Source organism: Nocardioides ferulae (assembly GCF_003660455.1).
GTDB classification, from domain to species: Bacteria; Actinomycetota; Actinomycetes; order Propionibacteriales; family Nocardioidaceae; genus Nocardioides; species Nocardioides ferulae.
The window spans coordinates 118,843-129,618 of sequence record NZ_QZVR01000016.1; the positions used below are offsets into that span (position 1 = coordinate 118,843).

General features: G+C 73.8%; 12 protein-coding genes. 6 read left to right on the plus strand and 6 right to left on the minus strand.

What is annotated here, in order from left to right:
- Positions 1–60 precede the first annotated feature (60 nt).
- Positions 61–1,443, minus strand: coding sequence for a vWA domain-containing protein (locus tag D6B71_RS16685; protein ID WP_121257121.1), 1,383 nt, complete (start codon positions 1,441–1,443; stop codon positions 61–63).
- 10 nt (positions 1,444–1,453) lie between these two features.
- Positions 1,454–2,323 (minus strand): AAA family ATPase, encoded by an 870-nt coding sequence (locus D6B71_RS16690; RefSeq protein WP_121257181.1) that lies wholly within the window; start codon positions 2,321–2,323, stop codon positions 1,454–1,456.
- Between the two features lie 136 nt (positions 2,324–2,459).
- Between D6B71_RS16690 and D6B71_RS16695 the strand changes: the two genes are divergently transcribed.
- The 4 genes from D6B71_RS16695 to D6B71_RS16710 all read left to right on the plus strand — a co-directional run bounded on the left by D6B71_RS16695 (position 2,460) and on the right by D6B71_RS16710 (position 6,053).
- A complete protein-coding gene (locus tag D6B71_RS16695; protein WP_126688299.1) occupies positions 2,460–2,840 on the plus strand; it encodes a hypothetical protein in 381 nt (126 codons plus the stop codon).
- Positions 2,841–2,977: 137 nt separating this feature from the next.
- Positions 2,978–4,048, plus strand: a complete 1,071-nt coding sequence (locus D6B71_RS16700) for a hypothetical protein (protein ID WP_126688300.1) — start codon at positions 2,978–2,980, stop codon at positions 4,046–4,048.
- A 5-nt stretch (positions 4,049–4,053) separates the two neighbouring features.
- The gene (locus D6B71_RS16705) at positions 4,054–5,457 is read left to right on the plus strand and encodes an MBL fold metallo-hydrolase RNA specificity domain-containing protein (RefSeq protein WP_121257182.1); all 1,404 of its coding nucleotides are present in this window, start codon (positions 4,054–4,056) and stop codon (positions 5,455–5,457) included.
- Between the two features lie 401 nt (positions 5,458–5,858).
- Positions 5,859–6,053: a DUF1918 domain-containing protein gene (locus D6B71_RS16710; protein ID WP_121257127.1), complete on the plus strand. Its 195-nt coding sequence runs from the start codon at positions 5,859–5,861 to the stop codon at positions 6,051–6,053.
- 9 nt (positions 6,054–6,062) lie between these two features.
- Here D6B71_RS16710 and D6B71_RS16715 read toward each other — a convergent pair whose 3' ends face one another.
- On the minus strand, positions 6,063–6,332 hold the full coding sequence (locus tag D6B71_RS16715) for a DUF1876 domain-containing protein (protein WP_121257129.1): 270 nt from the start codon (positions 6,330–6,332) through the stop codon (positions 6,063–6,065).
- 175 nt (positions 6,333–6,507) lie between these two features.
- Here D6B71_RS16715 and D6B71_RS16720 point away from each other — a divergent pair, with 175 nt between their 5' ends.
- Positions 6,508–7,176 carry a cation diffusion facilitator family transporter gene (locus D6B71_RS16720; RefSeq protein WP_121257131.1) on the plus strand — a complete coding sequence of 223 codons (669 nt, stop codon included), beginning with the start codon at positions 6,508–6,510 and terminating at the stop codon, positions 7,174–7,176.
- Complete coding sequence (locus D6B71_RS16725; protein WP_121257133.1) at positions 7,173–7,955, plus strand: DUF3626 domain-containing protein; 783 nt, start codon at positions 7,173–7,175, stop codon at positions 7,953–7,955. Before D6B71_RS16720 ends, D6B71_RS16725 begins: the two co-directional genes overlap by 4 nt.
- Here D6B71_RS16725 and D6B71_RS16730 read toward each other — a convergent pair.
- Genes D6B71_RS16730 through D6B71_RS16740 form a run of 3 tightly spaced genes read right to left on the minus strand, consistent with a single transcriptional unit; the run spans position 7,941 to position 10,689 of the window.
- Complete coding sequence (locus D6B71_RS16730) at positions 7,941–9,020, minus strand: serine hydrolase domain-containing protein (RefSeq protein ID WP_121257135.1); 1,080 nt, start codon at positions 9,018–9,020, stop codon at positions 7,941–7,943. The genes D6B71_RS16725 and D6B71_RS16730 overlap by 15 nt on opposite strands.
- 31 nt (positions 9,021–9,051) lie before the next feature.
- A complete protein-coding gene (locus tag D6B71_RS16735; protein WP_121257137.1) occupies positions 9,052–10,335 on the minus strand; it encodes an MFS transporter in 1,284 nt (427 codons plus the stop codon).
- Positions 10,336–10,350: 15 nt separating this feature from the next.
- Complete coding sequence (locus D6B71_RS16740; RefSeq protein WP_121257139.1) at positions 10,351–10,689, minus strand: YnfA family protein; 339 nt, start codon at positions 10,687–10,689, stop codon at positions 10,351–10,353.
- Positions 10,690–10,776: the final 87 nt, after the last annotated feature.

The window sequence follows — 10,776 nt, forward strand, 5'->3', positions numbered from 1 at the left end:
CGTGGACTCTCGTGGCCAACGAGCACGACGCGGCGACGGTTACGGGTCAGTAGCCGGGCTTCACAGGATGTCGTGCACGAACTCCGAGAGCTGGGTGAGGTTGCGGCACTCGACCATCGGCACGACCCCGCCGTACGCCGTCGCGGCCGAGTCGCCGGTGTCCCAGTGCCGGCGGTGCTCGGGGTTGAGCCACCAGGCGTGTCGGGCGGCGCCGGCCAGGTCGCGCAGCGCCGGCAGCGAGAGGTCGCTGTAGTTGGAGCGGGCATCGCCCAGGATCAGCAGCGAGGAGCGCGGCCCGAGCGCGTCGGGGTGCAGCTCGGCGAACTTCGTGAACGCCCGACCGTAGTTCGTGCGCCCCCACAGGGCCGCCTGGGCGGTACTCGCCGCGAGCTCGGCCATCACGTCGGCGACGTCGGCGCCGGGCCGGAAGTGGTGGGTGACCTCGTGCACGTGGTCGACGAACGTGAACGCGCGCACCTTCTGGAACTGGTCGCGCAGCGCGAACACCAGGAGCAGCGTGAACTGGGCGAAGTTCGCCACCGACCCGCTGACGTCGCAGAGCACGACCAGCTCGGTGCGGTGCGGGCGCTTCGGCTTGTGGTGGGTCGCCATCGGCACCCCTCCGGTGGACATCGAGGCGCGCACCGTGCGGCGGAAGTCGAGTGCCCCGCGGCGGTGCGCGTGGTGCTCCTGGGTCAGCCGGGTGGCCAGCCGCCGGGCCAGCGGATAGATCTGCCGTCGCATCTCCTCCAGGTCGGTGCGGCGCATGGAGAGGAAGTCGAGCCGGTCCAGGGTGGGTCGCACGGTGGTGCGCGCGACGTGCTCGACGCCCTTCTCCTCGGCGATCCGGCGACGGGAGTCCTCCTCGACCAGAGCCGTCCACGCGCCCACCCGGCGTCCCGCCTCGCGTCGCGCCTGCTCCTCGGGCAACCCGGTCGCGAGCAGGCCGCGCACGATCTGCTCGGTCAGCTCGGCGGGCGAGACCCGCTGGAGCGCGGTGTAGGCCGACCACGACGAGAGACCGGGGCCGCGGCCGGGCATCGAGCCGAACCGGGCGACCGCGTCGACCGCGAGGTCCCGCATCGCCTGCTCCTCCCCCGCGGTCAGCGCTTCGACCAGCCGCTCGCGCAGCGCGGTGAGCGCGGCGGCGTTGTCGCGCACCCGGGCCGCGGGGTCCCCCTCGCCGTGGGCCGGGTCGCTGGTCGCGCGGTCCCCCTCGCCGACGAGCCGCGGGAAGTAGAGGTCGAAGAGGGTGTCGAAGGTGGGCCGCTGCGCCTCCCGCTTGACCAGCGTCGCCGCGTACGCCGCCCGCACGGTGTCGCGGTCGTGCCAGCCGACGGCGCCGAGCGCGGTGACGGCGTCGAGGCCCTCGGCCAGGGAGACGGGGAGTCCGGCTCCGCGCAGCGCCTCGACGAAGGCGATGTGCGACCCGAGCAGCGTCATCGCGGGCCGCTCACCGGGCGCGGGCCAGGCGCAGCTCGCGCACCGCGCGGTCGTGGTCGGAGGCGTGCTTGAGCACCACGCCCAGCGTGCCCGCGACAGCGGCTTCGTCGAGGTCCCCGATCTCGAGCGCGATCAGGGTGCGCGCCCAGTCGATGGACTCCGCGATCGAGGGCGCCTTCTTCAGCTCCAGCTCGCGCAGCCGCGCGACCGTGGCGACCAGCTGGTCGGCCACCTTGCGCTCGAGGTCGGGCACCTGCGAGAGCACGATGTCGCGTTCGCGATCGGCGTCGGGGTAGTCCAGGTGGAGGAAGAGGCAGCGCCGCTTCACGGCTTCGGAGAGCTCGCGGGTGGCGTTGGAGGTGAGCACCACGAACGGCCGGCGCACCGCCGCGACCGTGCCCAGCTCGGGAATGGTCACCTGGAAGTCGGAGAGCACCTCGAGCAGCAGCCCCTCGACCTCGACGTCGGTCTTGTCGACCTCGTCGACGAGCAGTACCGTCGGCTCCTCCCGGCGGATCGCGGTGAGCAGGGGCCGGGAGAGCAGGAACTCCTCGGTGAAGATCCCGTCGTGGGTCTCCTCCCACGCGGTGTCACCCGCGCTGGCCTGGATCCGCAGCAGCTGCTTCTTGTAGTTCCACTCGTAGAGTGCGCGAGCCTCGTCGAGCCCCTCGTAGCACTGCAGCCGCACCAGCTCGGCGTCCGTCGACCGTGCCACGGCCTTGGCCAGCTCGGTCTTGCCGACGCCCGCCGGCCCCTCGATCAGCAGCGGCTTGCCGAGCACGCCGGCCAGGTAGGCGGTGGTCGCCGTCGCGGCGTCGGCGAGGTAGCCGGCCGCCTCGAGGCGGGTCTCGGCGTCGGCGGGCGAGGAGAACCAGGTCATGACGCCATCCTGGCCGACCGGGGGCCCGGCGGCGACGGCGGCCACGATCCGGGTCGTGACCGCCACCGGTGTTCGTCGTTGAGGCAGACACCGACGGGCGACCAAGCGCCCCGACCCGGCGTCCTGGGGAGACACGATGGCCAAGCACCGACGGAGCGCACCTCCGCGTCGGGTGGCGCTCGGTCTGACGATCGCCAAGGCCGCCTCGGTCGGCGCGCTGCTCAGCGTCACCACGGGTGCCTGGATGAGCGCCTCGCAGACGGTCGAGCCGCGCCGCCCCGACCTCGGCCGCGCCGACGCGGCCGTCACCGAGGCGGAGCGCACGATGCGTCTGCACCGCTGCTCGGCCACCGGGTTCGGTGCCGCCGCCCAGCCGGCGGGCGCGGTGGTCCGCACCGATGCCGGGCGGCTGCGCACGGTCACCTTCGACGAGGGCTGGGCGGTCTTCACCGGCGAGCGTCCAGGCACCCTGGTGGCGGTCTGCCTCGACCCGCCGAGAGCCTCGCCCACGCGCTGACCCTCCCCATGGCCTGCTGGTCGGGACCGAGGACTCTGGCGCCGCTTCTGCCCCAGGTGCTCGACTGGAGGCGGGACCCGTAGGCGGTCCCGCACCACCGGGAGGTCGTCATGGCCCTCAGCACGCCACATCGTCCGGTGCACGATCCGCACACGCCGGGGCTGGTCGCGGCCCTCGTCGACTCCGGGCTGCTGGCACCGAACCAGCGACAGCTCGCGGCCGACGTGATCGACCGGGAGCTGGGTGGGAGCCGGTCGTCGCTCCCCGCAGCCGGTGGACTGCGGCGCACCCTGGCCGAGGTCGCCGGGTTCGCCGGCGCCGGGCTGCTGATCGCCGCGGTCTTCGTCTTCGTGGCGCAGCAGTGGCCGGAGCTCTCCGTCGCGACCCGCGCGGCGCTGCTGGCCGCGACCTCCCTGCTCCTGTGCGGGGCGGGGCTGGGCGTCGGGATCACGGGTGGCGGGATCCGCCGGCTGCGCACGGACGCCTCGACGCTGCGCCGTCATCTGGCCGGGCTGCTGCTGACCGGGTCGGCCGGCGCGGCCGCCGGCGCCGTCCTGGTGCTGTCCATCCACCTCGTCGAGCGCGACGGTCCGCTCGAGGAGCGCGGCTACCTGATCGGGATGTCCGCTTCGGCGACCCTGCTGCTGGGCTCCCTGGCCGGCTACCTGATCGCCCCCACCGCGTTCGGGCAGCTGGCCGCGGCCTGGTCGGTGTTCCTGCTCTCGGGCTTCGTCCTGGAGGGCCTGGGCTGGCACGAGATCGCCGGCACCCAGGGCGTGGTCCTGCTGGTCGTGGGCGCCGCGTGGCTGGTGATCACCGAGCGCGGCTGGTGGCGGGAGCGGCAGATCGGACAGGCGGTGGGGTGCGTGCTCACCCTGATCGGTGCGCAGCTGACCATGGAGCTCGCCGCCTGGTTGGGCTACTCGCTGACGTTCGCCGTGGCCGTCGCGGCCTTCGCTGCCTACGCCCGCGGTCACGCCGCGGCGTACCTCGTGCTCGGCGTGGTCGGCACCACCCTGGTCGCGCCCGAGGCGCTGCTCGACTGGACCGACGGCTCGATCGGCGCCGCCGGGGTGCTGCTGGTGGCCGGCGCCAGCCTGCTCGGAGCGTCGCTGGTCGCTCTCGGCGTCCACCGGAGCCGCACCGACGCCTCGCCTGGTCGCCCCGGCGATCCGGCCCGCACCCACCGTCCACCTCAGGAGGAGTGAGCACCATGACCGAGCAGAGCCGCACCGACCGGGCACCGCTGTCCCTGACCTTCCTCGGGGCCGCGGGGACCGTGACCGGCAGCAAGTTCCTGCTCGAGAGCCGCGGGCACAGGGTGCTCGTCGACTGCGGGCTGTTCCAGGGCGACCGCGTGTGGCGCCGACGCAACTGGGAGGAGCTCACCGTCGACCCGCGCACGGTGGACGCCGTGGTGCTCACCCACGCCCACCTCGACCACTGCGGCTACCTGCCCCGGCTGGTCCGGGAGGGCTTCCAGGGCCCGGTCGTGTGCACCCCCAACACCGCTCTGCTGGCCGGGCTGGTGCTGCGCGACGCCGCCCACCTGCAGGAGCGGGACGCCGAGTACGCCGCGCGCAGCGGCACCTCGCGGCACCAGCCGCCGCTGCCGCTGTTCGACACCCGCGACGCGGAGCGGGCGCTGGCGCTGATCGAGACGCTGCCCTGGCTACAACCCCGGGAGCTGCCCGGGGGCCTCACCCTCACCCTGCACCGTGGCGGTCACATCCTCGGCTCGTCGTGGGTCGAGCTCGGCTACGACGGCCTGCGGATCGCGTTCAGCGGCGACCTGGGCCGCCCCGACCATCCGCTGCTGCTGCCGCCGGAGGAGCTCGGCGCCGTCGACGTGGTCGTGGTCGAATCAACCTACGGCGACCGGTCGCATCAGCGCGAGGGCGATCACGACCTGGCCGTCGCCCTGCGGCGCACCCTGGGCCGCGGCGGGATCGCGCTGCTGCCCGCGTTCGCCGTCGACCGGACCGCGATGCTGCTGCACCGGATCCAACGACTCATCGCCGCCGGCGAGGTGCCGGACGTGCCCGTGCACGTGGACAGCCCGATGGCGCTCGACGCCCTGGCGATCTATCGCCGGGCGCTGACCGACCCGGCCTCGGAGATGCGTCCGGCGCTGCGCGAGGCTGGGAACCCCTTCGACCCGGGCCGGCTGCGCCTGGTGCGTAGCCCGTACGAGTCGCAGACCCTCAACGAGGCCCGCGGGCCCGCGATCTTGATCTCCGCCTCGGGCATGGCCAGCGGGGGCCGGGTGCTGCACCACCTCGAGCACCAGCTGCCCGAGCGGCGGAACGCGGTGATCATGACCGGGTTCCAGGTGCCCGGCACCCGCGGCCGGCAGCTGCTCGACGGCGCCCGGCAGGTGAAGATCCACGGCCGCTACATCCCGGTGCGGGCCGAGGTCGTCGACGTCGGCGGGTTCTCCGCGCATGCCGACGCCGGCCAGCTGGTGGACTGGCTCTCCACCAGCCCGCCGCCGACGGTGGCCTACGTCGTGCACGGCGAGCCGGACGCCTCGACGGCGCTGGCCGACCGGCTGGGGCAGCAGCTCGGGTGGAACGCCGTGGTGCCGCGCTACCTGGAGCGGGTGCGCCTGGACTGATGGGCGGCGGCGGGAGGGGCCACCGCTGCGCGGCCCCTCCCGGCACCGTCCCCACGGCCTGGCCGAGAACGATGTGGGGCGAGGAGAACCTCTCCCCGTCTGACACGGGTGTGAGTCTTGGCCGGTGGCTGAAACCACCTGCGCCCTAGGAACTCGGTGTCGGGTTCTCCTCGCCCACCACCATCAGACACCCCGCCCCCCGGCCGCACCCGGGCCGAAAGTCCCGGGTGGTCCCGACTCGGGCCGGGACCCGGTCGCGGCCCCTCCGGAGGCCGGAGCCGGCCCCGGCAACAGGACCTTGGCCTCTGGATGGGCCGTGGATCGCCGCCCTAGCGTCGGGTTGTCTCGGGCGCCGTCTCGGGACGATTCGGAGCCCGAGCACCCGGAGGAAGGAGACCCCCATGCATGCCTCGGTCGGAGACCTGATCGTCGTGCACAGCACGCACGTGGGCGACCACGTCCGCGACGGCGAGATCCTCGAGGTCCGCGGCAAGGGCGGCGAGCCGCCCTACTTCGTGCGGTGGTCCGACGACGGTCACGAGTCGCTGTTCTTCCCCGGACCGGACGCGACCGTCACGCACTTCGAGCACAACTGACGCATCCGGTCAGCGGGCCAGCGTCACCCGTTCGTGGGTGATCGCGCTGATGTCCGCGGCCGAGACGCCGAGCAGCTGACCGGCCAGGTCGGTCAGTGCCCTCGAGGCGGCGAGCTCGTCGCCGATCTCGGGGACGTCGGGGTCGTCGGGGCTGACCCGGGCGCTGCCGCGTCCCACCAGCTCACCGGCCCCGCTCTCGGAGTGGAGCCGGGCCAACGCGCGGGTGGTGCCCTCGTCCTCGGTGATGAGCACCTCGACGGTCCAAGTCTTGGTGTGCATGGTCGGCTCCTCTCCGTCACCCGTCCGGCTTCGGGGCAGCCGGGCTCTCCTCCATCGATGGCACCGCACGACGATCGGCGCCAGAGGCGAAGGTCATCCGCCCGCGGGGGCCTCGTCCCGCGGGGGTCGGGGCGTCGTTTGGTCCGGCGCCGGGGCCGCTGACACCATCGCTCGCGTGGGAGAGACACAGACGTACGACGCCGCCGACGAGGAGGTGCGCCGGCTCACCCGCCGCGGCCTGTGGCTGGCCCGGTTCACCGTCGGCTACAACGTCTTCGAGGGCGCGGTGGCGATCACCGCCGGGCTGATGGCCGGCCTGGTGTCGGTGGTCGGCTTCGGGGTCGACTCCGCGATCGAGTCGACGGCCGCGGTGCTGGTCGCGCTGCGACTCTCGGCGCGGCTGCGGCACGGCGCCCCGGACGAGGCGCGGGAGCGCCGCGCGCTCAAGGGCGTCGCGGTCACGTTCTTCGTCCTCGCGGCCTACGTGCTCGTCGAGGGGGTGCGCGGCCTGCTGGACGAGGAGACACCGGACACCTCGGTCGTCGCGTTGGTGCTGCTGGCCGCATCGGTGATCGTGATGCCGTTCCTGGCGGCGGCGAAGCGGCGGGTCGGCGAGCAGCTCGGCGGCGACCCGCTGATCCTGGCCGACGCCGCCGAGACCCGGATCTGCCTGCTGCTCAGCGTCTCGACGCTGGCCGGCGTCGGCCTCTTCCAGCTCACCGGTGCCGCCTGGCTCGACCCGGTCGCGGGGTTCGTGATCGCCGCGTTCGCCGTGCACGAGGGCAGAGAGGCGTGGGAGGGCGAGCTGGTCGAGGACGACGATGAGGCGGAGGCTCCGCGATGAGCGACGGGCCGGCGGCGCAGCCGACGGTCACCCTGCAGTTCCACCCGGACTGGCCGCACGAGGACGGCCTGGTCATCGAGTCGATGGCCCGTGACGGGCGCTACCGCTCGCAGTTCGAGACCGGCATCTCCAACGGGGGACTGACCGCGCACCCGGGCGGCGACCGCTGGCGGTGGGAGAGTCGGTTGTTCGGCGGCCGCTACGACAACGCCCCGCCCGACGACCGCCCCGTGTACGGCGCGTGGAACCGTAGGTGCGACCCGTACGGCGGCGCGATCCGCTTCGGGTCGGCGTACCTGCGGCTGCGGCCCGAGGTGGCGGAGCGCTCGACGTTCTGCTTCCCCGACTCGGTCTTCGAACCGGTCGACGTCGGCGGGCCCGAGCTGCTCGAGCGCCTGTGCCGGATGGCCGATGAGTCCGGGCTCGACGACCTCGACGAGTGCGTCGAGGCGCACGTGCACGGCGGGGTCCGCTTCGAGACCGACGTCGACGCGGTGGTGCTGGACCCGTGCTTCGCGGGCACCCCGGTGGAGGAGGCCGCCCGGCTCCTGGGGTGTGCGGTGGAGATGCACCCAGGCTTCCGGGTCGCCTCCGACGCGATCGACTCGGCATATCGGGGGGAAGAGGTGGGCGCCCTGGCGCGCTCCCTGGGCACCGAGCTGACCCCACGTGTGGTCGGGGACGCGGCCCGGTCGGGGCAACACGACCCGCAGGACGTCAAGCGGGTCTGGCACTGCCTCGCGCGGTTCGGCCGCGTCGCGGAGTCACAGCGGGGGTAGGCCCAGGCTCTCGCGCACCGCGCCCTCGATCCGGTCGGCGCGCCCGTAGCCGCCGATGTGGCCGGTCAGGAACGCGATGGCGTAGCCGCCGACCTCGCTCCACCAGCCGAGGCTGCCGCCGAGACCGCCCATGCCGAAGCCGTCGTCGTCGACGATGACGCCGAGGCCCCAGGCGCGGTCGTCGCCCATCATCTGATCCGGCCCCACACCGTGGCCGCGGGCGAGCTCGCCGCGCAGCTCGTCGGTGAGCAGCCGGCCCTGCGCCAGCGCGGCGTACAGTCCGGCGACCGCGCGGGCCGTGCCGTGCCCGTTCACCGCCGGCACCTCGGCCCGGCGCCAGCGCTCGCTGTTGACCACTCGGGGATCGCGCGCGCCGGGCGGGTTGTTCACGCCGCGCAGGTAGAGGTCGGTGCCGCGCTGCTGGGCGGCCTGGAAGCGTGCGGAGAAGCCGGTCAGGTCGGCGACCCGGCGCACCTCCGCGTCACCGAGCCCGACGTGGAAGTCCAGGCCCAGGGGGCCGCAGACCTCCTCGCGCAGGAACCGCCCGAGCGAGCGTCCGTCGACGCGGCGGACGACCTCGCCGAGCAGATGGCCGTAGAAGAGCGCCGATTCGCCGTGGGCGGTGCCGGGGGCCCAGGAGGGCTCCTGGTCGGCGAGCAGGGAGCACATCAGCTCCCAGTCGTAGAAGGCCTCCTCCGACGCGTCGGCGTCGAGCGCGACGACTCCCGCCCGGTGGGCCAGCACCTCCCTCACCGTCGTCACCGCCCGCAACTCGGGCCAATAGCGCTGCATCGGGGCGTCGAGGTCGACCAACCCTCGCTCCACCAGGGTCAGCACGGCCACCGCCGCGAACGGCTTGGTGACCGAGTAGGGCATGACGAGGGTGTCACGCTGCCAGGGCCGCGTGCGCTCCGCGTCGGCGTACCCGCCCCACAGGTCGACCACCCAGGCCCCGTCGTGCCAGACCGCACACGACGCCCCGGTGCCTGGCTGAGAGTCGACGACGTCGGCCATCACTTCGCGCACCCCGGCGAACCGCTCGTCGACCGAGCCGTTGACCTCCATCGACCTGCACTCCTCCCTGTCGTTGCGCCGGTCAGGCCCCAGGCCGGGCCGGATCGGGCGCCTGACGGTGCCACACCACGGCGGGCACCAGCAGCAGCGCCAGCAGCCCCCCGGCCAGGGAGAGCGTGGCGAAGCTGCTCGCCCCCACGACCACCCCCGACATCGCGCCGCCGCCCGCCCCGGCGAGGGCGATGAGGACGTCGACGCTGCCTTGCACGCGGGCCCGGTCGGCGAGCGAGGTAGCGTCGATGAGGAGGGCGGTGCCGGCGATCACGCCGAAGTTCCAGCCCAGGCCCAGCAGCACGAGGGCGATCGTCAACAGCCCCATCGAGTCGCCGGGGGCGACTGCGGCGAGCACGCCCGCGGCGAGCAGGGTGATCGCCGAGGCGATGGACATGTGGACGCGACCGAGCCTGTCGACGAGGCGGCCGGTGATGAGGGAGGGCAGGAACATCGCGCCGATGTGCATGCCGATGACGAAGCCGACCTCGCCCAGGCTGTGGCCGTGGTGGCGCATGTGCACCGGCGTCATCGTCATGATCGCGACCATCGCGATCTGGGTGAGGACCATGATCGTGGCGCCGACGGCGATGCCGCGCCGCGACCCGGGATGGTCGACCGGCTCGGCACCGTCGTCGCTGCCGGAGGGGGCTGCGGCCGCGCGGCTGGCCAGGTCGCGGGCGACCAGCAGCGGGTCGGGGCGCAGGAAGGCGAAGAGCACGAGCCCGGCGAGGCCGTAGGCGACGGCGGCGAGCAGGAACGGCCCGGTGAGCGCGGGCAGGCCGAGCTCCTCGGCGAACCGGCCGAGCACGGAGACCGAGTTGGGGCCGGCGACCGCGCCGAACGTCGTCGACACCATCGCCACCGACACGGCGGTGCCACGACTCTGCGGCGGGGCGAGGTCGGTGCCCGCGTAGCGAGCCTGCAGGTTGGTGGCGGTCCCGGAGCCGTAGACGAGCATCGCGGCGAAAAGCAGCACGGGGCTGTCGACGACCGCGGCCACGACGATGCCGATCGCCCCGAGGGCGCCCACGAGGAAGCCGCCGGCGAGGCCGATGCGCCGCCCCGACCGCTGCGAGACCCGGCCGACGGTGAACGCCGCGAGGGCGGAGCCCAGGGTGAACAGGGCGGCCGGCAGTCCGGCGACGGATTCGCCGCCGAGCATGTCCTGGGCCAGCAGGGCGCCGACGGTGACGCCGGCGGCGAGCCCGGCGCCGCCGAAGACCTGGGAGACGACGACGACGGCCAGCGAGCGACGGTAGAGCGCGTGCTGCTCCGCCTCGGTGAGTGCGGCGGCGGTAGGGGTGCGGGGCATCCGACTTCTGTCTGCTCAGGCGGCTCGTGGGGAGTACATGATGACCGCGACGCCGAGCAGGCAGATCAGGGACCCGGTCACGTCGTACCGGTCGGGTCGGAACCCGTCCATCGCCGTGCCCCAGAGCAGCGAGCCGGCCACGAAGACGCCACCGTACGCGGCGAGGATGCGGCCGAAGTGGGCGTCGGGCTGGAGGGTGGCGACGAACCCGTAGAGGCCGAGCGCGATGACCCCGGCGCCGATCCAGATCCAGCCGCGGTGCTCGCGCACTCCCTGCCACACCAGCCAGGCGCCGCCGATCTCGGCGAGGGCGGCCAGCACGAACAGGGCCAGGGACCGTACGACGTCGTTCACGGCGACCAGGGTGCCAGGTGCCGGCCGGTCAGCCGGTGAGGGCGCTTCGGATGCGGTCGAGGGCTGCGTGGAGGTCGGGGGCGCGAC